Genomic DNA, 23,004 nt, shown 5'->3' with positions numbered 1-23,004 from the left:
GCGACGAAGCGACGAAGGGGCCGCGTCACCGACAGCGGCCCCTTCGCATGTCATCCGCGCGAGGCGCGCCCCGGCGCGGATTCGCGCTGATTGCGCAGCCTGCTATGCCGCATACCATACACGAAGTAGATGACGACGCCGATCGCCATCCACACGATGAGCCGTATCCACGTATCGGCGGGCAAGCCGGACATCAGAAAGAGCGACGACAACGCACCGAGCGGCGCGACGATGAATACGGCCGGCGTCTTGAACGCGCGTTCGAGATTCGGCTGCGTGATGCGCAGCACCAGCACGCCGATGCACACGACCATGAACGCGAACAGCGTGCCGATGCTCACGAGCTCGCCGACGAGGCCGATCGGCAGCAGCCCGGCGAGAATCATCACGATGACGCCGGTGATGATCGTCGTGATATGCGGCGTATGAAAGCGCGGATGAATCTTCGAGGCGAACGGCGGTAGCAGGCCGTCCTTCGCCATCGAATAGAAGATGCGCGGTTGCGACAGCAGCAGCACCAGAATCACCGACGTGAGGCCGAAGATCGCGCCGAGCTTCACGATCGGCGAGAGCCAGCGCATGCCGATCGCATCGACGCCGACCGCGATCGGGTCCGCCACGTTGAGCTTGTCGTAAGGCACGATGCCCGTCAGCACATACGAGACGAGCACATAGAGAATCGTGCAAATGGTGAGCGAGCCGAGCAGGCCGATAGGCATGTCGCGTCTCGGGTTGCGCGTTTCCTGCGCGACGCACGACACCGAATCGAAGCCGATATAGGCAAAGAACACGACCGCCGCGCCGCGCAACACGCCGCTCATGCCGAACACGCCCGATTCGCCGGTATTCGGCGGAATGAACGCGCCCGCCGGGTTCTGCGCCGTGACCCAATGGCTCGTGTCGACATAGGCGATGCCCGCCGCGATGAACGCGAGCACGATCAGCACCTTGATCACGACGATGAAACTGTTCACGCGCGCCGATTCGCGTATGCCGATCACGAGCAGGATCGTGATCAGCCCGACGATGACCATCGCGGGCACGTTGAGAATCGCGCCGACGTGGCTCCAGCCGTGACCGGGCTCGTAGGCGAAGGGCGCCTGCGAGAGCTGCGCGGGTATGTCGATGCCGAGCGAATGCAGAAAGCTCACGACATAGCCCGACCAGCCGATCGCGACCGTCGTCGCGCCGACCGCGTATTCGAGGATCAGATCCCAGCCGATGAGCCACGCGATCAGCTCGCCCATCGTCGCATAGGCATACGTGTACGCGCTGCCCGAGACCGGCACGGTGGAAGCCATTTCGGCATAGCAAAGGCCCGCGAGCGCGCAGACGATCGCGCCGAGCACGAACGAGAGGATGATCGCGGGTCCGGCGTTGGTCGCGGCCGCGTGGCCGGTCAGCACGAAAATCCCCGCGCCGATGATGCAGCCGATGCCGAGCATGATCACATCGAGCCCGGATAGCGATCGTTTCAGCGCATGGCCGCCGTGTTCCTGAAGAAACTCCTCGGTCTCGGCCGCTTCGCTTTGCAGCGCAGCGACGGATTTTCTTTGCATGACGGTCACGATCGCCTCCTGTGCGGCGGCAGCGTGGCCGCGCCCGTGCCGGGGCGGCGCACTCTGTTCGCCCGTTCAAGTGCGGGACAGGTGTGGCATGTTGCGCGTGCGTATTGGCTGCTTCACACCTGCACGTTCGTTCTGATGTATTGCCGTTCCGTGATAGCAGATTTTGCCGGGGAATTCGAGCGCGATCCTGTGCGAAAAGCGTGCAGCGGCGAAAATATGCGCGAACGGATCGTGCACGGCGAGCGGTGACAGCAGGAAGCGTGCCGCCGTCTTGCCACGCGCTTCCCTCAAGACCCCATGGGGTTCAGGGGCTTACCGGGCCTGCGCCGGAGACAGTTGCGCGGCACACTATAATCGAAAGCACAGTTTTGCTTCTCAACCCGGAAACCGTTGCGCGTCGCTCGCGGAACGTTCACCGGACTTTCCTCACGTGGAGATTTGATATGGCTATACGCATTGGTGATGAAGCTCCCGATTTCACGGCAGAGACAACTGAAGGCACGATCCGCTTCCACGAATGGATCGGCGACAAGTGGGCGATCCTGTTCTCGCATCCGAAGGACTTCACGCCGGTCTGCACGACCGAACTCGGTTACATGGCCAAGCTCAAGCCCGAGTTCGACAAGCGCGGCACGAAGGTGATCGGCCTTTCGATCGACCCGGTGACGAATCATTCGCAGTGGGCCAAGGATATCGAGGAAACGCAGGGCACCGCGGTCAATTATCCGATGATCGGCGACGCGGACCTCAACGTCGCGAAGCTCTACGACATGATCCATCCGAACGCGAGCGGCGCGAATCCGCGCACCGCGGTCGACAACGCGACGATCCGCGCGGTGTTCATCGTGGGTCCGGACAAGAAGGTGAAGGCCACGTTCACGTATCCGATGAGCGCGGGCCGCAACTTCGACGAAGTGCTGCGCCTGCTCGATGCGCTGCAACTGAACGCGAAGCACACGGTCGCGACGCCGGTGAACTGGAAGCCGGGCGACGACGTGATCATCCCGACGTCCGTGTCGGATGAGGACGCGAAGAAGAAGTACCCGGACGGCTTCAAGACGCTCAAGCCGTATCTGCGCACGGTGGCGCAGCCGAAGTAACGCACGCGCGTGACCTGACGATCAGACGCTGGCCCGCGCGATGCGGACCGGCGTTTTCCATTCCGGGCTCAGTTGTGGCCGGTGCGGCGCTCCGGCGACGTCTCGACTTCGCCGGGCCTGCGCAGCATCTTGTCCACTTCGCCCGCGTGCATCTCTTCGACCTCGATCATCTGCCGCGCATATTCCTCAAGCGCGACGGAGCGGTCTTCGACGAGCGCCAGCAAGTCGCGGTAAAGACCGAGCGCGACGTTCTCCGCCTGCAACGATTCGCGCAGGATCGTCGCGATGTCGAAGGTGTGATTGTCGAGCAGCGGTCCGATCGCGAGCGACGGATACGCGCCGAGCGTCGTGATCCATTCGCCCGCCTGGTGCGCGTGAACGAGCGATTCGTCGGCCTGCGCGCGCAGCCACGACACGATCGGGATGCGTCCGAAGCCGAACACGAGAAACGAATAGTGCGTGTAACGAACGACGCCGGCCAGTTCGGATTCGAGAATCTTGTTCAGGACGCCGACGACCTTTTCCTTATCGAGCTCTGCCATTCCTGCCTCCGTTTTCCAACGCCAGGCGCTCCGTGGGACGGATGGGCCACGAGTCATCGCATGCTCCGGCTTCACTCATTGTAGTCACGTGAGCGGCGCATGCGAGGCGAAACTGCGGCGTCGGGGCGCGCAAGATGCGCTCCCGGAGTGCATGAAGCCGATGCGGCACCGCGCGGACGCCGCATCTCGCGCCAAATCCCGCGTTCAGGCGATTTCCTCGATCCAGAGCGAGGCCGTGTGCGCGAGCACTTGCGACATCGCCGTGCGCGCGCCGTCGCTATCGGATGTGTCGATGGCGCGCACGACCTTGCCGTAATCCCCCAGTTGTAATTCGGGCACGCGCGGCAGCGCATGCGGCTGCGTGCGCAGCGCGGCCTTCATCGTCCTGATGCCGACGCGCACGATGCCGCCCATCTGGCGCAGCAGCTCGTCTCCGCTCGCATCGACGATGGCGGCCTGCAACGCGTCTTCGGCGGCGGATTGCAGCGGCTCGGACGGGCTCGCATGCAAAAGCCGCTGATAAGCGGCGTTGATCGCGATGCGCTGATGCCGGTTCGAGCGCAAGGCGGCGAGCGCGGCGGCGGGCGGATCGACGAGCGAGCGGAACTCGATCAGCCTGCGGATGCAATCGGGATCGGGCAACGCGCGCAGGCGCCACTCGGCGACTTCGGGATCCATGATGAGCCACTCTCGCGCGGGCTTGATGCGCGTGCCCGTCTTGGGCCGCACGTCGAGCATGCGGCGCGAGATCAGAATGCTCAATGCCTCGCGCATGATGGTGCGGCTCACGCCGTGCTTCTTCGAAAGAATGACTTGTGGCGGCAGCACGTTGTCCTGGTATTCACCGCTCACGATGCCCGCGACCAGTTGATTCACCACGCGTTTGACGAGCGATGCTTCATAGCCATGATTCATGTTTTTGTTCTCGTGATAACGCCCACGCTCGAGGCTCGTCGCCGCTCGTTGCCGAGCGGGAATGCTCGTACGCTGTCTAAGATCACGGCGCGTCGTTGCGTCGCGCGGCCGAACGCTCGCGCGCTGCGCTTCCCCATTCCCGCACGCCGTGTATTTGGTCCCCGGTTTCAAGCTACCCGATGCGGCATGAGCCGCACACCCCGCAGCGGTCGGCATTTGTTTGGACAGCCCCGTCGATCCGCTGAAAGGAAGCGTATCTCTGTGCGCCCCGGTTTAACAATATGGTTCACCGCCATTTCGACTGACTATGGTGCGTCGGCCCACAAAATCCGAAAGGGTCGGCACGCGGCGCAATTTTTGTCCATGCACGCAAGCGTTTGCGCGTCATCGGTTATACGAAGCATCGTTCGCGCCGGTCGATGCGGCATCCATGTGTTACCTTTTCCAGCCACAGCAATGCAACGAGGAGAAGCGAAACATGAAAGTCGCCGTCATGGGTGCGGGCGCGGTCGGTTGTTATTACGGTGGCATGCTCGCGCGCGCGGGTCACGAGGTCGTGCTGATCGCGCGGCCGCAACATGTGGAAGCCATCGAGCGCGACGGCCTGCGTCTCGACACCCAGCATTTCGATGAGCGCGTGCGCGTGTCCGCCAGCACCGATGCGAGCGCCGCCAAGGGTGCGCAACTCGTGCTCTTCTGCGTGAAGTCCACCGATACCGATAGCGCGGCCCATGCGCTCGCGCCATATCTAGAACCGGACACGCTGGTCCTCTCGCTGCAGAACGGCGTCGAGAATGCCGAGCGTCTGCGCGAGCTGTTGCCGCAGGAAGCGGCGGCCGCGGTCGTGTATGTCGCGGCTGAGATGGCGGGGCCGGGACACGTGAAGCATAACGGGCGCGGCGAGCTTGTGATCGAGCCGTCGACGCACAGCGAGAAGGTGGCGCGCGCGCTCGCCGCCGCCGATGTGCCGACCGAGATCTCCGACAACGTGCGCGGCGCGCTATGGGCGAAGCTCGTACTGAATTGCGCTTACAACGCGTTGTCCGCGATCACGCAGCTGCCGTATGGGAAGCTCGTGCAGGGCGAGGGCATCACGCGGGCGATGCGCGATGTCGTCGACGAATGCCTCGCGGTCGCCAAAGCCGACAACGTGACGATTCCCGGCGATGTCGATGCCGCCGTGCGCCGTATCGCGGAGACGATGCCGAACCAGTATTCGTCCACGGCGCAGGATCTCGCGCGCGGCAAGACGAGCGAGATCGATCATCTGAACGGGCTTATCGTGCGGCGCGGCGAAGCGCTCGGCGTGCCGACGCCCGCGAACCGCGTGCTGCACGCGCTCGTCAAGGCGATCGAGAGCAAGGCTCCGTAACGCGCGGATGCAGCGGTGAACCGGGCGCGGTCGGGCACGCGCGATGCTGATTTATGGAGCGCGCACAGAAAACTCTGTGCGTAGCCCCACAAACCGGAGGTTCACCATGAAATCATTCGTCAAGGCCGTGGCCATCGCCGCTGTAGTGGTGGCGCCGGCGCTCTCATATGCGCAAACCGATTCCTCGCTCACCCGTGGTCAGGTGAAGCAGGATATGCGGCAGGTCGAAGCCGCGGGCTATGATCCGTCGCGCTCGGATCAAACCTCGTATCCGTCGGATATCCAGGCCGCCGAAGGCCGTGCATCGCGCCAGAACGGCCAGTCCGACAACGCCTATAAGGCCGACATGAACTCATACGGCGGCGCGGCCGGCGGCAGGTCGGTGTCGGGCATGCGCATGACGCGGCCGATGAACAACGACGGCACCAAGCCGGTCTATTTCGGCCACTGACGTCGCAGGGCCGGGGCGAGTTCTGCGCATGATGCGCAACGGCGCTACCATCGTTTCTTCCGCTCGTTCGCAGGAAGACACTCATGGATAAAGCCGTCAGGATTCCCGGCCCCGATCATCCGATCACGATTGCGCGCAGTCCCTCGCGCGTGATCGTGAAGGCGGGCGGGCATGTGATCGCCGATACGACCGACGCGCTCTCATTGCGCGAGGCATCGTATCCCGAAGTGCTGTATGTGCCGCGCAAGGACGTCGACATGTCGCGGCTCGAACGCACGTCGCACACCACATATTGCCCTTACAAGGGCGAATGCAGCTATTACAGCATCCCTGCGGGCGGACAGAAGGCGACCAATGCGGTGTGGTGCTATGAGGCGCCATACGAGGCTGTCGGGTCGATCAAAGATCATCTGGCGTTCTATCGCGATCGGGTGGATTCGTTCGAGACCACCGAGGCGTGACGCTCAATCGAGAAGCGATCTGGCGCGCTGCTTCAGCATCGCGCTGAAATCGTCGAGCCAGCCGAGCGCGAGACGCCAGCTCTGCCAGTAAAGATCCACGTCGAAGCGCGAACCCGGCTGCAATTCCACGAGCTCGCCGCTTTCGAACTGCCGCGCGACGAGCCGTTGCGGACACATCCCCCATGCGAGACCGGACGTGCACGCGCGCATGAAACCTTCGCCATGCGGCACGACATGCGCGGGCGGCTCGATATCCGCGCGGCTCACGCGCCTGATGAAGCGCTTCTGCAACTCGTCCTTTTCGTTGAAATTCACGCATGGCGCGCGGCGCAATGCGTCCCGCGTGAGGCCGTCCGCGAAATGACGCGCGAAGTACGCCGGTGAGCACACCGCGCGATACCGCATGCGTCCGAGCTTCATCGCGCGCCAGCCGGGAACGGGCTCGGCCAGCGTGGTGATCGCGCCTTGCACGTCGCCTTCGCGTATGCGCTGCGCGGTGTGGTCCTGATCGTCGACGACGAGATCGAGCAGCAATTCGCGCTCGATGCAGAAGTCCGCGGCGGCATCGATGAACCAGGTGCTCATGCTGTCGTCGTTCACCGCGATGCGCAGCTTGGCGCGGCGCTCGCTCGGCGCGCCCGGCAAAGAAGGCATGCGTCCGCCGAGTTCCGCTTCGAGCAATTGCACGCGCTCGGTGTGGCGGCACAGCAGCGCGCCCGATGCCGTCGCCTCGCACGGCTGGCCGCGCTTGACGAGCAGGCTTCCCACGCGCTCTTCCAGAAGCTTCACGCGTTGCGACACGGCCGATGGCGTGACATTGAGCTCCCGCGCCGCGCGCTCGAAGGAACCGGTGCGTACGACGGCGGCGAGCGCATCGAGCAAGGCATAGTCGAGCATTAGCGTTCCTTAATCGAAATTAGAAAGTTTAGCTGTTTGAATGCGCCGGCCAAGGGCAGACTAAGGCTTTCTCCATTCACGATCAAGCGACGCCATGCAACCGAATCCCTTCAAGCTCGAACGCTACTTCGCGCGGCACGAATTCACCGCCCGGCATCTGCTGTGCAGTTCCGATCCCGAATCGATGTCGATCGGCGACTTGCTCGCTCATGAGCCGAACGCGCTCGACGGATTGCGCGAGACCTGGCTCGGCTACACGGAATATCCCGGCGCGCCGGCGCTGCGTCGCGGGCTCGCGACGCTGTACGAGAACATCCGCGATGATGAAATCATCGTGCACACGGGCGCGCAGGAAGCGATCTATTCGTTCATGAACGCGATGCTCGCGCCGGGCGATCACGTGATCGTGCATATGCCCGGTTATCAGTCCCATTACTCGGTGGCCGAGGCGCTCGGTGTCAGCGTTTCGCCGTGGAAGGCGCGCGAGGAAGCGGGCTGGGCGCCCGATCCCGACGAACTGAAAACGCTCGTCACGCCCGCGACGCGCGCGCTCGTGATCTGCGCGCCGCATAACCCGACCGGTTATCTGCCGTCGCGCGACGCGTTCGACGCGATCGTCGCGTTCGCGCGCAGGCACGGACTATGGCTCTTCAGCGACGAGGTGTATCGCGGGCTGGAGCACGATCCCGCCGATCGCCTACCCGCCGCCTGCGACGTGTACGAACGCGCGATCTCGCTCGGTGCGCTCTCCAAGACGCACGGACTCGCGGGTCTGCGCCTCGGCTGGATCGCGACGAAAAACGCGCACGTGCTCGAGCGCATGAGCACGTTCAAGGACTATCTCACCATCAGCAATAGCGCGCCGAGCGAATATCTTTCGACGATCGCGGTGCGTCACACCGATGCGCTCATCGAACGCAATGTGTCGATCGTGCGCGCGAATCTGCGCCTGCTCGACGACTTCTTCGCGCGTCATGCGGACCGCTTCGCATGGCATCGTCCGCGCGCGGGCACGATCGGCTTCGTGCGATTGAAGCGCGGGCACGCAGAGCAGTTCTGCGCCGAACTGCTCGAACGCACCGGCGTCTTGCTGCTGCCTTCGACGCTGATCGATCACGGCGACGCGCATTTTCGTCTCGGCTTCGGCCGACGCAACATGCCCGACGTGCTCGCGATCCTCGACGCCTATCTGGACGCGCCCGCCACGAGCACCGCGTCCTGACGGTACGCATCCGGAAACATCTGCTTGAGATTCGCCACCTTGGGCAGATCGTTGATCGCGATATACGGGCTTTCCGGATGGTCCGTCAAATAGTTCTGGTGATAGCCCTCCGCCGGATAAAAGCCCTTGTAGTCCTCGATCTTCGTGACGATCTTGTCGCCATACACGTGCGCCTTGTCGAGCTGCGCGATATACGCGTCGACGATCTCGCGCTGCGCCGCGTTCGTCGGAAACACGGCCGAGCGATATTGCGTGCCGTGATCCGGGCCCTGACGGTTCAGCTCGGTCGGGTTGTGCGCGACCGAGAAGAAGATCTGCAGCAGCTTGCCGTAGGTGACCTGCGCCGAGTCGTAGGTGATGCGCACCGATTCGGCATGACCGGTATCGCCTTCGCTCACGCGCTCGTATTGCGCCGTGTTCGCAGCGCCGCCCGCATAGCCCGACATCGCTTCCTTCACGCCGCGCACATGCTGAAACACGCCTTGCACGCCCCAGAAGCAACCGCCCGCGAACACGGCGGTTTCAGTGTGCACGGCGCCTGCGGTTTCATCGCGCGCGGGTGGCGGGATCTTCACCGCTTCCTCGCTCGAATGCGCGGCGCGCTGCAACGCGAACGCGCCTGCGAACAGCACGGCCACGCTCGCGGCCTTGAAAGTCCTGCTGGTGGTCTTGGACATATCTGTTTGCTCCGTAAGTCTCGTTCAACCGAACGTGAATGCGTAGGCTTCGACACCGGGATCGAGAAATTCGATCGTGAACGTGCGGTCCGCGACAGGACCCGTTTGCCGAACCAGCTGATAGAGGCGCTCTTCGGTGACGGTGCCGCTTCCGTCGGCCTGCACGTCGCTGCCGTGCGATGCGCCCGGCGCGGCGCCATCGATGCTCACGCGAAAGCGCACGGGCTTGCCGTCCTTCGACGGCCCGAGCACGAGATGCAGATCGCGCGCGTGAAAGCGATACACGATGCGCCCCGTCGCGCCTTCGAGCGTCGCATGCTCGGCGCCGACTCGCCATGCGCCCGCGAGGCCCCCGTCGTTGACGTCGAGCGATGTCGGCGCGGCATAGTCGTGGGTGCGGTCGCGCGTTTCCCCGCCCGGCGACATGAACTGCTCCGCGCGCTCATAGCCGATATACGTTTCCGGCGAGCGCATGTCCGCGTTATCGGCCTGCATCATCGCGCCTTCGCCGATGCGCTCGCCGGCGCTCTTCGCGGTCATCGTCATGGCGGGCGCCGCGCCGTGGCCCGCTTCGGCGAGCAGTTGCTGGATCACATGCTCGGAGTGCGCGTAATCGCCTTCGCCGAAGTGGTGATAGCGGATGTTGCCCTGCGCGTCGATGAAATAGTGCGCCGGCCAGTACTGATTGTTCAACGCGCGCCAGATCGCATAGTTGTTGTCGATCGCGACGGGATAGTCGATGCCGAGATCGTGAACGGCCTGCTTCACGTTATCGACGTTGCGCTCGAACGCGAACTCCGGCGCATGAACGCCGATCACGACGAGCCCCTGATCGCGGTACTTCTGCGCCCAGCTCTTGAGATAGGGCAGCGTGCGCAGGCAGTTGATGCATGAATACGTCCAGACATCCACGAGCACGACCTTGCCGCGCAGCGCTTCCTTCGTGAGCGGCGGCGAGTTGAGCCATTGCACGGCGCCATCGAGCGGCGGCAGCGTGCCTTCCACGGGCAGCGGCGCGGGGTTCGCGGATTGGGGCGGTTCGGTGCTTGCGCGCATCATGGCCGGTGCTTCATTGCTTTTAACCGACGACATCATCATCGCGCCATTGCGATTCGACAGCTTGTCGACGAGCTGCTGCTCGATGCCCGATGTCGCCACCGTCGATACGCGGGCGAGCACGCCGGTGTCGAGCCCGAGCGCGATCGCCACGACGCCGACGAGCATCGCCGCGCCGATGCCGCGCCGCACCCATTCGCCCGCGCCGAGCGAGCGCTTCATCGCGGCGAATACGCGTCCGCCGATCAGCAACGCCACCGCGAGCGATGTCGCCGCGCCGGCCGCATAGGCGAGCAGCAGCAGCGTCGTGCCGGCGCTCGCGCCGTTCAGCGCCGCGCCCGTCAGCACGAGGCCGAGGATCGGGCCCGCACAGGGCGCCCACAAGAGGCCCGTCGCGATGCCGAGCAGGAACGATCCGCCGATGCGAGTTTGCCCATCGCCGCGTTGCGCGAATGCCGTGAGCCGATTGCCCGCGCTGACGAGCGGATGCATCACGCGCTCGGCGAGGCGCGGCAAGAGCAGCGTGAGACCGAACACCGCGAGCAGGACGATCGCGGCCCAGCGGCCGTATTGATTCGCCTGCGTGACCCAGCCGCCGCCGACCGCAGCGAGCGTCGCCACGGCCGCGAAGGTCAGGCCCATGCCCGCCAGCAAGGGCAGGCCGCTTTTCACGAAGGGCTGATCCGCGCGCGCGAAGACGAACGGGAGCACGGGCAGGATGCACGGACTGAGGATCGTCAGCGCGCCGCCGAGATAGGCAAGAACGATGAGCAGCATGATGATGTCGGGTCGAGGTTGATCGTTGTGAACGCGATTCAGGCCGCGTCCGGCGTGAAGTCCATCGCGATGCCGTTCATGCAGTAGCGCAGGCCGGTGGGCTTCGGACCGTCATCGAAGACGTGTCCCAGATGACCGCCGCAGCGCCGGCAATGCACTTCGGTGCGCGCCATGCCGAACGAACTGTCGATGCGCGTCGCGACCGCATGATCGAGCGGCGCCCAGAAGCTCGGCCAGCCCGTGTGACTGTCGAACTTGGTACGCGACGAGAACAACGCCAGCTTGCAGCCCGCGCAACTGAACGTGCCCGCGCGATGCTCGCCGTTCAGCGGGCTCGTGTAAGGGCGCTCGGTGCCTTCGCGGCGCAGCACGTCGTATTGCGCTGGCGTCAGCAGGCGGCGCCATTCGTCATCGGGATGGACGATTTCAAACTGCTCCTGCGACGATGCCCGCGGCTGTGCGCCGGCCGCGAGCGCGCGCAGTCGTCCGCCCAATGCGAACGCGGCGGTGGCGGCCATGGTGCCCGTCAGGAGAAAACGGCGGCGTGTCGGCATGATGCGAACCTCGTTATCGGGTGGATTAGCCGCATCGTAGGCGCGCGTGTATCCCCGAGTCCTCACCGAAAGTTAAATTAAATGTGATACTTGGCCGCGGGCTTTTCTGCACAATGGCACATACGCGCGTGTTCAGTTTTGCGGACAGCGCGCGCATCGTTCCTTGTCCGTCGATGACATTCGCTCATGGATCATCCGAAACGCATTCTGATCGTCGAAGACGACGTGCATATCGCCGATGTGCTGAGTCTCAATCTGCGCGACGAGCGCTATGAAGTCGTGCATAGCGCCGATGGCGCAGAAGGTCTGCGTCTGCTCGAACAGGGCGGCTGGGATGCGCTGATTCTGGATCTGATGCTGCCGGGCGTCGATGGCCTCGAAATCTGCCGCCGCGCGCGCGCGATGACGCGCTATACGCCGATCATCATCACGAGCGCGCGTTCGAGCGAGGTGCATCGCATTCTCGGCCTCGAGCTCGGCGCCGATGACTATCTCGCGAAGCCGTTCTCGGTACTCGAACTCGTCGCGCGCGTGAAGGCGCTGCTGCGCCGCGTCGATGCGGTCGCGAAAGATTCGCGGCTCGATGCGGGGCGTATCGAAGTGGCGGGCATCGCGATCGATCCGCTCGCGCGCGAAGCATGGGTCGATGGCGCGCGCATCGAGCTCACGCCGCGCGAATTCGATCTGCTCTATCACTTCGCGCGTCATCCGGGCAAGGTGTTCTCGCGCATGGACCTGCTCAACGCGGTGTGGGGCTATCGGCACGAAGGCTACGAGCACACCGTGAACACGCATATCAACCGGTTGCGCGCGAAGGTGGAGAGGGACGCGGCGGACCCGAAACGCATCCTCACCGTGTGGGGCCACGGCTACAAGCTCGCGACCCCGGCGCCGGAAGGCAAGGACGCGGCGCCGTGAAGCTCACGCTGTCGCAACGGCTCTTCGCGGTGTTTTGCGTGCTGCTGCTCGCCTGTTGCGGCGCGTCGGCGTGGCTGCAGATCCGCGCGAGCGATCTGCGCGAGAAGGAGGTCATTCAAAGCCTGTCGCGCGGGCTCGCGGCGCATATCGCGCGTGATGGCGCGCTCGCCGATGCGAACGACATCGACGCCCCCGCCGTGCGCCGTCTCTTCAGTCAGCTGATGGTGGTGAACCCGAGCGTCGAGGTCTATCTGCTCGATGCCGCGGGCCGCATCCGCGCCGACGATGCGCCGCCCGGGCACCTGAAGCGCGATCACATCGATCTCGCGCCGGTGCGCGCGTTCCTGAACGGCGATCCCTTGCCGATTCCGGGCGACGATCCGCGCAGCATCGACACGCGCAAGGTCTTCAGCGCCGCGCCGCTCGCGGCGCCGGGCAAGCCGCCGTTCGGCTACGTCTATGTCGTGCTGCTCGGCGAGGAGCATGATGCGCTCGCGGCGAAGGCATCGGCGAGCACGGTGTTGCGCACCACGCTCGCGTCGATGGGGCTCGTCACGCTGCTCGGCCTCGTCGCGGGCGTGGTCGCATTCGGGCTCGTCACGCGGCCGCTGCGCCGCCTGACCGAAGCGATGCGCAAGTTCGACGCGCGCGGCGCGCCCACGGAACCGCCGTTGCCATCGATGCCCCTCGACGACGGACCCGATCCACGCGCCGACGAGCGCGATGAGATCGTCGTGCTCGAGAGCGCCTTCGCGCAGATGGCGGACCGAATCGGCGAGCAATGGCGCGAGCTCGGCCGGCAGGATCGCGAGCGGCGCGAGATGGTCGCCAATATTTCGCACGATCTGCGCACGCCGCTGTCGTCGCTGCATGGCTATCTGGAGACGCTTGCGCTCAAGTCGGACACGCTCGGCGAGGCGGACCGCCGCCGCTATCTGTCGATCGCGCTCGCGCAGAGCGCGAAGGTCGGCCGTCTCGCACAGTCGCTGTTCGAGCTTGCGAAGCTGGAACACGGCATGGTCGCGCCGGAAGCCGAACCGTTCTCGCTGGCCGATCTCGTGCAGGATGTGTTCGAGAAGTTCGAGTTGCCGGCGCAATCGCGCGGCGTGCGACTCAACGCGCGGATCGCGCCGCGCCTGGCCGTCGTGATGGCGGACCTGGCCATGATCGAGCGCGTGCTCACGAACCTGCTCGACAACGCGATCCGGCATACCCCCGCGCAAGGGCTGGTGGAAGTGACGCTCGCGAATGCGGGCGATCCTGCCGACCGAGTCGAGGTCACCGTCAGCGACACGGGACCAGGCATTCCGCCCGCGATGCGCGATGCGCTCTTTCAGCGGCCGTTCGCATCGGGTGGCGCGCATCGGGGAGGGTTGGGCCTGCTGATCGTGCAGCGCATGCTGCAGTTGCACGGCAGCCAGATTCGATTGGTCGATGGCGAGGGTGCGGGGACCACGTTTCGATTCGATCTGCCGGCGGCTGTGGCGCGATCGGGCGGTGGGGTGCGGGGAACCTAGGCGCTCGGGGGGATTTTCTGAGCCGCCCCAGGTTTTTCGGGCCGCGGTCTGACGCGTGCCCGGTCGCATCAACCCTGGCGCAATCGACGGATCGTGGCTGACGACTTGCCGGTGGGGGCTTGCGCGTACGTGTCGCTGCCAGAGGGCCTTGAGCGGCGCTGGCGTTGTCGTAGAGCGGCGCCTGTCTTTCAAGACGCTCGAACTATCGACCGGGCAGGCTCACGACACGGAATTGCCATTCATGGCGATTGCCCCCACAGCGGACGGCCACTGGCTTGCTGCCCGATTCGCTCAACGGGCAGCGTGGGCTCTGGCATCAACAGCGACCGCCGACATTTTTATTGCCTTTTCGCGATTACATGACCGCTCTCCTGAGTCGTGGCCATGAACGCCAAACGAAACCGAATGGGTTTCTCGGCTTCAGACTTTTCAAATATCAGTGGCTTGTTTCACTGCGTCAGCGCCAATAATTTGTTTGCGTTTTGGCATCTATATTTATGAATTGACTGCCAATATCGCTAATTGGGTATTTTAACTGCCGTTGAGCAGCTAAATGTATTCGGATTTGATGAAGAAGCCTTGCGACCATCTAGGAATCGAGCATTTTTACACTCGATTTTAAGAATTCCTCAATTGAAAAAAGTCAAAGAAAAACCAAGAATTGCGCGGCAATCGTGCGGCATCAATTCTCGGTCAGGATAACCCGCTCTTTCTGAGATAAGCAATACCAAAAACGGTGTTGGATTCGTGCTCTCTGGCAAGTTATTTAAGCCGGGGTTTGCATCATTTCTTCCACATCGGCACCGGTAGGTTCTCCGCGACAAACTGTTTGTCTCTGCGCTGACGAGCAGGCGTTTTACGCCGTGATATTGCATTTTGAGAAATTTGAATTTTTGAGGCTTTTTTTATGAATAGAACGCATAAGGTGGTTTGGAGTCAGGCGCAGGGGGAGTGGGTCGTCGTGTCTGAAAATACCCGGACAAAGGGGAAGGGTGCACGGAAGTCAGTGGTGGCGGTGGCTGCTGCTGCGGCGGCGTTGGGGGCAGGGGGGGCGCAGGCGGTGGGACCGTCGAACGGCTATGCCATTGGCACCTTCGGCACCGGAAATCAGAACTGCTTTATGTCGTCGGCTGCGGGTCCGCAGTTCGGCACTGACTGCGATGACGCGAGTAAGGCCGGCACGGGTTTTATGGCGTTCACCACACTCGGTTCGGCCGGCGCTTATGCATTAGCCGTCGACAGCAACACGATCAAGATAGGCACCGCAGGGGCGGACCGCTTGTCCATCACTACGGCTTCCGGAATTACGACGGTTGCCGTGACCGCGCAGCAAACCAACATCAGTGGGGCCTTATCTGTCGGCTCGGGCATCAATGCCAATGGATACAAGATCACAGGGCTGGGGGACGGGGACACTAGTGCTGGCAGCCAGGAAGCCGTCAACGGCGGGCAGCTCTACGATGTGTTCTCCAGTCTCGATGGCAAGATAAGCTCGTTGTCGACTTCGACCTCGACGGGCTTGAGCACCGTGACGTCCAAAGTCGGTTCGCTGTCGACAGGGCTCAGCACGGTGACGTCCAGCGTGGGCTCGCTCTCGACGGGGCTGAGCACGGTGACGTCCAGCGTGGGTTCGCTTTCGACCGGGCTGAGCACGGTGACGTCCGACGTGGGTTCGCTGTCGACCGGGCTGAGCACGGTGACTTCCGACGTGGGTTCGCTGTCGACGGGCGTGAGTACGGTGACGTCGGGTCTTGCGTCGCTGTCGACATCGACGTCGACGGGCTTGAGCACGGTGACCTCCGACGTGGGCTCGCTGTCGACGGGCTTGAGCACGGTGACCTCCGATGTGGGTTCGCTGTCGACGGGCGTGAGTACGGTGACGTCGGGTCTTGCATCGCTGTCGACTTCGACGTCGACGGGCCTGAGCACGGTGACGTCCGACGTGGGTTCGCTTTCGACGGGCCTGAGCACGGTGACGTCCGACGTGGGCTCGCTCTCGACGGGCTTGAGCACGGTGACGTCCGACGTGGGTTCGCTTTCGACGGGCGTGAGCACGGTGACCTCCGACGTGGGTTCGCTCTCGACGGGCCTGAGCACGGTGACGTCCGATGTGGGTTCGCTGTCGACGGGCGTGAGCACGGTGACGTCGGGTCTTGCATCGCTGTCGACTTCGACGTCGACGGGCTTGAGCACGGTGACCTCGGGCGTCAATTCGCTGTCGACGGGCCTGAGCACGGTGACGTCCGACGTGGGTTCGCTGTCGACGGGCGTGAGTACGGTGACGTCGGGTCTTGCGTCGCTGTCGACTTCGACCTCGACGGGTTTGAGCACGGTGACCTCGGGCGTCAACTCGCTCTCGACGGGGCTCAGCACGGTGACGTCCGATGTGGGTTCGCTGTCGACCGGCGTGAGTACGGTGACGTCGGGTCTTGCATCGCTGTCGACTTCGACGTCGACGGGCTTGAGCACGGTGACCTCGGGCGTCAATTCGCTCTCGACCGGCCTGAGCACGGTAACTTCCGACGTAGGCTCGCTCTCGACCGGCCTGAGCACGGTAACCTCCGACGTAGGTTCGCTGTCGACGGGTCTGAGCACGGTAACGTCGGGCGTCAATTCGCTGTCGACGGGTTTCGACTCATTGTCCAGCTCGACCTCCACCGGCCTGAGCACGGTAACCTCGAGCGTCGCCTCCCTATCGACGGGGTTGAGCACGGCGACGTCCAACATTGCCTCCCTGTCAACGGGCATTGACACACTGTCGGCGTCCACCTCGACTGCGGTGATCTCCCTGTCCACCGGCATCGACACGTTGTCGACCTCGACCTCGACCGCCGTCGGCTCCCTGTCGACGGGCGTCAGTTCGCTGTCGGTCGCGCTGAGCAACACGGTTCAATACGACACTCCGGATCACACGAGCGTGACATTCGGCACGCTCGGAACGCCCGTGACGCTCGACAACGTGGCCCCCGGCGCGGTGAACGAAAACAGTCTGCAAGCCGTGAACGGCTCGCAACTCTTTGCAACCGCGCAAAGCGTCGCGGACGCTCTGGGCGGCGGCGCATCGGTGGACTCCGACGGCAAGGTCACGCCGCCGACCTACACGTTCACAGACAAGGACAACTCGACGTTCGACAATGTCGGTGACGCGCTGACGAACCTCGATGGCCGCGTGACGCAGAACACCAACGACATCACCACCATCAACACGTCGTTGAGCACCATCTACAACACCGGCATCAAGTATTTCCACGCCAACTCGACACTGGCGGATTCGTCCCCGACGGGCGCGGAATCGGTGGCGATCGGTGGCGCGGCGGTGGCGTCGGCGGACAATTCCGTCGCGCTCGGCTCGAACTCCGTGGCGGATCAGGCGAACACGGTGTCGGTCGGTGCGCCGGATGCGGAACGCCGGATCACGAACGTCGCCGCAGGCATCGATTCGACGGACGCCGTCAACGTCTCGCAGTTGACGTCGACGATCTCGACCAGCCTCGCGAACACGGTGACCTACGATGATCCGTCGCGCACCAGGATCACGCTGCATGCCGAGGATCCCGCGGCCCAGGTGACGATCGACAACGTGGCCAACGGCAAGGTCGACGCCACGAGCCACGAAGCGATCAACGGCTCGCAACTCTTTGCAACCGCGCAAAGCACCGCGGACGCTCTGGGCGGCGGCGCATCGGTCGACGCAGACGGCAAGATCGTCAAGCCGAGCTACACGTTCACAGACAAGGACAACTCGACGTTCGACAATGTCGGTGACGCGCTGACGAACCTCGACGGCCGCGTGACGCAGAACACCAACGACATCACCACCATCAACACGTCGTTGAGCACCATCTACAACACCGGCATCAAGTATTTCCACGCCAACTCGACACTGGCGGATTCGTCCCCGACGGGCGCGGAATCGGTGGCGATCGGTGGCGCGGCGGTGGCGTCGGCGGACAATTCCGTCGCGCTCGGCTCGAACTCCGTGGCGGATCAGGCGAACACGGTGTCGGTCGGTGCGCCGGATGCGGAACGCCGGATCACGAACGTCGCCGCAGGCATCGATTCGACGGACGCCGTCAACGTCTCGCAGTTGACGTCGACGATCTCGACCAGCCTCGCGAACACGGTGACCTACGACGATCCGTCGCGCACCAGGATCACGCTGCATGCCGAGGATCCCGCGGCCCAGGTGACGATCGACAACGTGGCCAACGGCAAGGTCGACGCCACGAGCCACGAAGCGATCAACGGCTCGCAACTCTTTGCAACCGCGCAAAGCACCGCGGACGCTCTGGGCGGCGGCGCATCGGTCGACGCAGACGGCAAGGTCACGCCGCCGACCTACACGTTCAAGGACAACTCGACGTACAACACGGTCGGTGGTGCGTTGACGAATCTCGATGACCGCGTGACGCAGAACACCGCCAACATCGCCACGATCAACAACACGCTGAACAATATCAACGAGGGTGGTGGCATCACGTACTTCCACGCCAACTCGACGTTGAACGATTCGTCGGCGACCGGTACGGAATCCGTCGCGATCGGAGGCAACGCCCAGGCTGCGGCGAACAACGCCGTCGCGCTGGGTTCGAACTCGGTGGCGGATCGGGACAACAGCGTGTCGGTCGGTGCGAAGGGCGCGGAGCGTCAGATCACCAACGTCGCCGCCGGCACGGCAGATACGGACGCAGTCAACGTGTCCCAGTTGAAGCAGGCCGGGCTCATCAATGGCGATGGCTCGTCGAAGACGGCCGTGACGTACGACACCAAAGCGGACGGCACTACCGACTACTCGAGCCTCACGCTCGGCGACGGCACGGTCAACACGACGATTCACAACGTCGGGGAAGGCGTTGCGGGCACCGATGCCGTGAACGTGAACCAGATGAACGCCGCGATCGATCGCGTGACGAACATCGCCGAGACCGGCGGCAATCCGATGTTCGCCGCGCAGGGCAATCGCGACACCGAAGCCGCCAGCGCGACGGGCGCGCACGCCACCGCGATGGGCGCAAACGCGAGCGCGACCGCCGACAACTCCGTCGCGCTGGGTGCGAATTCCGTGGCGGACCGCGTCAACACGGTGTCGGTGGGATCGGCGGGCAACGAGCGTCAGATCACGAACGTCGCCGACGGTACGCAGGCCACCGACGCGGTCAACGTCCGTCAACTGAATCTGGCGGCGGCGCAATCGCAAAGCTATACCGATTCGCGCATCGCCGGCGTGCAGAGCCAGATCAACGACGTGTCGAAAACGGCCTACGGCGGTATCGCCGCCGCGATGGCCGCCGCAGGATTGCCGCAGCCTACGACTCCCGGCAAGACCATGGTGGCGATCGCGGGTGCGCGTTACGCGGGTGCCTCCGGTGCGGCAATCGGCATCTCGTATGTCACGCAGGACGACAAGTGGGTCGTGAAGGCATCGGGCAACACCAGCAGTTCCGGCAACGTCGGCTTCACCATCGGGGCCGGTCATCAGTGGTAATGCCGTGGTAATCGCCTGACGTAGCATCAGGGCGATCCGGATCGGTCGACGCAGCGATTGCGTCGACCGATTTTTTTTTGACACGCGGTCGCCCATCTTTGGGCGAAAAATCTGCCTTACAATCGTTGACCACCCTGACAAGCACGTCCCGCGCGAACATGAACGAGCGTAAGTCATCCGGACTCGCCGACCGGATCTACAGCGACATCCTCAACAGCATCATCGAAGGTGAGTTCAAGGAAGGCGACCGGCTCCTCACCGAGCACGCACTCGCCGAACGTTTCGCGACCTCGCGTCCGACCGTGCGCGAGGCGCTGGCGCGGCTGCGCGCGGACGGCATCATCGTGACGCGGCGCGGCTCGGGGACGATCGTCGGACGCCGCCCCGATCCGGACGTGCGCCGCTTCGCGCCGCTCGAAACGCTGTCCGACATCCGCCGTTGCTACGAATTTCGCGTGGTGACGGAGTCCGGCGCGGCCGAGCTCGCCGCCATCAAGGCCGACGAAGACGACATCCGCGCGATTCAGGACGCGTGGGACCGGCTCGAACGCATCGTCGAAGCGCAGCAGGGCATCGGCGCAAAGGACGATTTCGCGTTCCATCTCGCCGTCGCGCGGGCGTCGAAGAATCAGTTCTTCATCACGGTGCTGTCGTTCATCGAGGAACAGGTCGAGTTCAGCATGAACCTGTCGCGCAATCTCTCGTTCGTCAAGACAGTGGAACGCCAGCGGCTCGTGCAACGGGAGCATCTCGACGTGCTCGAAGCAATCCGCGCGCGTGATCCCGCCCGCGCCGGAAAGGCGATGCGAGCGCATCTCGAGAATGCCGTCGACCGCATGTTCGGCAACTGACCAGGCTCGCGGCAGTTGTCACACAACCTTGATCGCGGCGCGCTAAAAGTTTCGAGTCCGGGCAAAGTTGTTTGACAACTTTTGGCCATCTTGCTAATTTCGGTGACTCTCTCACCGATCCAGCGAGGCGCCATGAACATCGATCCCATCGTCGTCAGCGAGTTCTCCGAAACCGTCTTGGCCGTGCCGCCTCTGGCGCGGCGCGCGGATTATTCGCTCGATCCGGACCAGAACCGCAAGCTCATCGCGCATATCGAGGCGGGCGGCGTGCGCACGTTGCTGTATGGCGGCAACGCGAATCTGTATCACGTCGCCGTCAGCGAATATCGCGAGTTGCTTGACATGTTGGCCGAACTCGCCGGTCCGCACACGCGCGTCATTCCGGCCATCGGCCCCGACTACGGCAAGATGCTCGATCAGTCGCGCATCCTCGCGCAGACGGACTACCGCACCGCGATGATTCTCCCGCTCGCGGGCTTCACGACATCGCAGGGCGTCGCCGATGGTCTCAGGCGCCTCGTCGATGTCGCGGGCATGCCGTTCACCCTCTATATCAAGAGCGAGGGCTACATCGACGTCGATACGCTCGCCGCGCTCGTCGACGAAGGCACGCTGCTCGCGGTGAAATATGCGATCGTCCGCGCCGATCCGGCCGACGACGGCTATCTGCGTCGCCTGCTCGAATGCGTGCCGGCATCGAAGGTCGTGTCGGGCATGGGCGAGCGTCCGGCGCTGATCCACACGCGCGACTTCGGTCTCGCCTCCTGGACGACCGGCTCGGGATGCATCGCGCCGCACGCGGTGATGGCGCTTCTGCGCGCCGCGAAGGACGGCCGCATGGATGAAGGCAAAGCGCTGCACGACCACTTCCTGCCGCTCGAAACGCTGCGCGACGACATCTCCCTGATTCGCGTGCTGCACGATGCCGTGACGCTTTCCGGCATCGCCGACATGGGTCCGATCCTGCCGCTGCTGAGTGCGTCGCCCGACGCTTCGCTGCCTGTCATCGCACGGGAAGCGCGCAGACTTCTCGCGTTCGACGAAGTCGTCAGCAAGCAACGATAGCCAGCGAAAACTAACGGGAAACCCGCGGTTAAACGCGGTTAAACAGCGAGGTAACACGCGCTCGGGGTATATCCCGAGACAGCTTGCAAAGCGCTATCGGCAGAGGAAAAAGGGCGCCTGCGCTGTTTCGGTAACAGCCTCGGCGTGATCTGATTTGCTTGACATCCTATAACCGCGTTGGCTATTTTTCAGCATCCAGCCGCAACGAGGACGCACGCGCACGAAAACACGCGATAAAACAGAACGAAGCAAAATCAGGCCGGCGATCGACACAATCGACAACATCGACGATACGACCGGACCTCTTCCCAACCCACGGTTGCGAGAGAAGTGAGGAGACAACATGGCTTTCAAGGCAGGACTGTCAGTAAAACTGGCGGCGGTTTGCGTCGCCGTGACCGCGGCATTCGGCATGAGCGCGGCGCGCGCGGCCGATCCCGTATCGATCAACATCGTCGACGTCGCAGGCAATCTGCAACTGACGCAAAAGGGCTTCGAGGCGTTCAAGGCCAAGTATCCCAACCTCGTGTCCAGCATCACCTTCACGAACGCGCCCGCGCCGCAGCTGCCGGGCAAGATCAAGGCGATGCAGGCGGCGGGCCGCTCGGATATCGACCTCGTCGTGACCGGCACCGACGCGCTCGCGGCCGGCATTCAGCAAGGCCTGTGGGAAAAGCTGCTGCCGGATCAGTCGAAGGCGTTCCCCGGCGTGCTCGACAAGTACGCGCCCGGCCCGCGCAAGATGCAGGACATCGCGCAGGGCTACGGTCTCGAAGTGACCTACATGCCGGCCGGTCCGCTGCTCGAATACAACCCGGCCAAAGTCACCGACGTGCCGAAGACGCCGGATCAGCTGCTCGCGTGGTGCAAGGCGCATCCGAACAAGCTCATCTATGCGCGTCCGGCCAACTCCGGTCCGGGGCGCACTTTCCTGATGGGCCTGCCGTACGTGCTCGGCGACAAGGACCCGATGGACCCGGTCAACGGCTGGGACAAGACCTGGGCGTTCCTCAAGCAGCTGAACGACTGCATCCCGTACTACCCGGGCGGCACTTCCGCCGTGATGAAGGAACTGGGTGAAGGCACGCGCGACATGACCGTCACCGTGACGGGCTGGGACATCAACCCGCGCGCGCTCGGCATCGTGCCGGCGGAGTTCAAGGTCGGCGCGTTCGACAACATGACGTGGGTCAACGACGCGCATTACATGGTGATCCCGAAGGGCGTGCCGAAGGAAAAGCTCGACGTGCTCTACAAGCTGATGAACTTCATGCTCGAGCCGGCGCAGCAGGCCCTGACCTATGACGATGGCTACTTCTATCCGGGTCCGGCGGTGAAGGACGTGCCGCTCTCGATGGCGCCTGCGAAGAGCCAGGAAGTGATCCAGAAGTTCGGCCGGCCCGAGTACGCGAAGCTGCTGGCGGATCGTCCGCACGTGCTGCCGCTCAACGCGCAGGCGATGGTCGCGGCGTTCCAGAAGTGGGATCGCGAAATCGGCGCGGCCAAGACCAAGTAAGTTGGCGTATCGCTGTGATGAGACGGCGGCGTTCCCTCGGAGGAGCGTCGCCGCTTGTAC

At 63.9% G+C, this 23,004-nt stretch carries 19 protein-coding genes and 1 pseudogene; 12 read left to right on the top strand and 8 right to left on the bottom strand.

The window, feature by feature from the left end; all coding sequences use genetic code 11:
* Positions 1–50 precede the first annotated feature (50 nt).
* The gene (locus AWB78_RS10770) at positions 51–1,559 is read right to left on the bottom strand and encodes an amino acid permease (protein ID WP_062604557.1); all 1,509 of its coding nucleotides are present in this window, start codon (positions 1,557–1,559) and stop codon (positions 51–53) included.
* A 452-nt stretch (positions 1,560–2,011) separates the two neighbouring features.
* On the opposite strand from AWB78_RS10770, the gene AWB78_RS10760 reads away from it, so the two are divergent.
* A complete protein-coding gene (locus AWB78_RS10760) occupies positions 2,012–2,668 on the top strand; it encodes a peroxiredoxin (RefSeq protein WP_062604555.1) in 657 nt (218 codons plus the stop codon).
* 68 nt (positions 2,669–2,736) lie between these two features.
* Here AWB78_RS10760 and AWB78_RS10755 read toward each other — a convergent pair whose 3' ends face one another.
* Together AWB78_RS10755 and AWB78_RS10750 are read right to left on the bottom strand one after the other, a co-directional pair.
* The gene (locus AWB78_RS10755) at positions 2,737–3,210 is read right to left on the bottom strand and encodes a ferritin-like domain-containing protein (protein WP_062604554.1); all 474 of its coding nucleotides are present in this window, start codon (positions 3,208–3,210) and stop codon (positions 2,737–2,739) included.
* 204 nt (positions 3,211–3,414) lie between these two features.
* Positions 3,415–4,125, bottom strand: a complete 711-nt coding sequence (locus tag AWB78_RS10750) for a FadR/GntR family transcriptional regulator (protein ID WP_062604553.1) — start codon at positions 4,123–4,125, stop codon at positions 3,415–3,417.
* A gap of 478 nt (positions 4,126–4,603) precedes the next feature.
* Here AWB78_RS10750 and AWB78_RS10745 point away from each other — a divergent pair, with 478 nt between their 5' ends.
* The 3 genes from AWB78_RS10745 to AWB78_RS10735 all read left to right on the top strand — a co-directional run bounded on the left by AWB78_RS10745 (position 4,604) and on the right by AWB78_RS10735 (position 6,409).
* Positions 4,604–5,497 (top strand): ketopantoate reductase family protein, encoded by an 894-nt coding sequence (locus AWB78_RS10745; RefSeq protein WP_062604552.1) that lies wholly within the window; start codon positions 4,604–4,606, stop codon positions 5,495–5,497.
* Between the two features lie 106 nt (positions 5,498–5,603).
* Complete coding sequence (locus tag AWB78_RS10740) at positions 5,604–5,948, top strand: DUF4148 domain-containing protein (RefSeq protein WP_062604551.1); 345 nt, start codon at positions 5,604–5,606, stop codon at positions 5,946–5,948.
* Between the two features lie 83 nt (positions 5,949–6,031).
* A complete protein-coding gene (locus tag AWB78_RS10735) occupies positions 6,032–6,409 on the top strand; it encodes a DUF427 domain-containing protein (protein WP_062604550.1) in 378 nt (125 codons plus the stop codon).
* A gap of 3 nt (positions 6,410–6,412) precedes the next feature.
* Here AWB78_RS10735 and AWB78_RS10730 read toward each other — a convergent pair whose 3' ends face one another.
* Positions 6,413–7,306 (bottom strand): LysR family transcriptional regulator ArgP, encoded by an 894-nt coding sequence (locus tag AWB78_RS10730; RefSeq protein ID WP_062604549.1) that lies wholly within the window; start codon positions 7,304–7,306, stop codon positions 6,413–6,415.
* 94 nt (positions 7,307–7,400) lie between these two features.
* Here AWB78_RS10730 and AWB78_RS10725 point away from each other — a divergent pair, with 94 nt between their 5' ends.
* Positions 7,401–8,528, top strand: a complete 1,128-nt coding sequence (locus AWB78_RS10725) for an aminotransferase class I/II-fold pyridoxal phosphate-dependent enzyme (RefSeq protein ID WP_062604548.1) — start codon at positions 7,401–7,403, stop codon at positions 8,526–8,528.
* On the opposite strand, the gene msrA is transcribed toward AWB78_RS10725, so the two are convergent.
* From msrA to msrB, 3 genes are read right to left on the bottom strand one after another with little or no spacing between them, the layout of a single operon-like run.
* A complete protein-coding gene (msrA, locus tag AWB78_RS10720) occupies positions 8,492–9,205 on the bottom strand; it encodes a peptide-methionine (S)-S-oxide reductase MsrA (protein ID WP_062604547.1) in 714 nt (237 codons plus the stop codon). The two genes, AWB78_RS10725 and msrA, sit on opposite strands and share 37 nt — an antisense overlap.
* A 24-nt stretch (positions 9,206–9,229) precedes the next feature.
* Positions 9,230–11,038, bottom strand: a complete 1,809-nt coding sequence (locus tag AWB78_RS10715; protein ID WP_062604546.1) for a cytochrome c biogenesis protein DipZ — start codon at positions 11,036–11,038, stop codon at positions 9,230–9,232.
* A gap of 38 nt (positions 11,039–11,076) precedes the next feature.
* Positions 11,077–11,592 (bottom strand): peptide-methionine (R)-S-oxide reductase MsrB, encoded by a 516-nt coding sequence (gene msrB, locus AWB78_RS10710; RefSeq protein WP_062604545.1) that lies wholly within the window; start codon positions 11,590–11,592, stop codon positions 11,077–11,079.
* Between the two features lie 186 nt (positions 11,593–11,778).
* Between msrB and AWB78_RS10705 the strand changes: the two genes are divergently transcribed.
* From AWB78_RS10705 to AWB78_RS49695, 3 genes and pseudogenes are all read left to right on the top strand, one after another.
* Positions 11,779–12,510 carry a response regulator transcription factor gene (locus tag AWB78_RS10705; protein ID WP_062604544.1) on the top strand — a complete coding sequence of 244 codons (732 nt, stop codon included), beginning with the start codon at positions 11,779–11,781 and terminating at the stop codon, positions 12,508–12,510.
* Positions 12,507–14,027, top strand: a complete 1,521-nt coding sequence (locus tag AWB78_RS10700) for a sensor histidine kinase (protein WP_062604543.1) — start codon at positions 12,507–12,509, stop codon at positions 14,025–14,027. The genes AWB78_RS10705 and AWB78_RS10700 overlap by 4 nt, the downstream gene beginning before the upstream one ends.
* Before the next feature lie 907 nt (positions 14,028–14,934).
* Positions 14,935–15,486: pseudogene (locus AWB78_RS49695) on the top strand (ESPR domain-containing protein); the annotation flags it as partial.
* On the opposite strand, the gene AWB78_RS48260 reads toward AWB78_RS49695, so the two are convergent.
* Complete coding sequence (locus tag AWB78_RS48260; RefSeq protein ID WP_062604542.1) at positions 15,483–16,754, bottom strand: hypothetical protein; 1,272 nt, start codon at positions 16,752–16,754, stop codon at positions 15,483–15,485. The pseudogene AWB78_RS49695 and the gene AWB78_RS48260 sit on opposite strands and share 4 nt — an antisense overlap.
* A 52-nt stretch (positions 16,755–16,806) precedes the next feature.
* Here AWB78_RS48260 and AWB78_RS48255 point away from each other — a divergent pair, with 52 nt between their 5' ends.
* The 4 genes from AWB78_RS48255 (at position 16,807) to AWB78_RS10675 (ending at position 22,944) form a co-directional block, all read left to right on the top strand.
* The gene (locus AWB78_RS48255; protein WP_062604541.1) at positions 16,807–19,512 is read left to right on the top strand and encodes a YadA family autotransporter adhesin; all 2,706 of its coding nucleotides are present in this window, start codon (positions 16,807–16,809) and stop codon (positions 19,510–19,512) included.
* A gap of 158 nt (positions 19,513–19,670) precedes the next feature.
* The gene (locus AWB78_RS10685) at positions 19,671–20,363 is read left to right on the top strand and encodes a FadR/GntR family transcriptional regulator (protein ID WP_062604540.1); all 693 of its coding nucleotides are present in this window, start codon (positions 19,671–19,673) and stop codon (positions 20,361–20,363) included.
* Positions 20,364–20,495: 132 nt separating this feature from the next.
* Positions 20,496–21,428 (top strand): dihydrodipicolinate synthase family protein, encoded by a 933-nt coding sequence (locus tag AWB78_RS10680; protein ID WP_062604539.1) that lies wholly within the window; start codon positions 20,496–20,498, stop codon positions 21,426–21,428.
* 412 nt (positions 21,429–21,840) lie between these two features.
* Positions 21,841–22,944, top strand: a complete 1,104-nt coding sequence (locus tag AWB78_RS10675; RefSeq protein WP_374729458.1) for an ABC transporter substrate-binding protein — start codon at positions 21,841–21,843, stop codon at positions 22,942–22,944.
* Positions 22,945–23,004: the final 60 nt, after the last annotated feature.

The organism is Caballeronia calidae, assembly GCF_900044055.2.
Lineage (GTDB): Bacteria > Pseudomonadota > Gammaproteobacteria > Burkholderiales > Burkholderiaceae > Caballeronia > Caballeronia calidae.
This window is presented reverse-complemented; position numbering and strand designations above follow the sequence as displayed.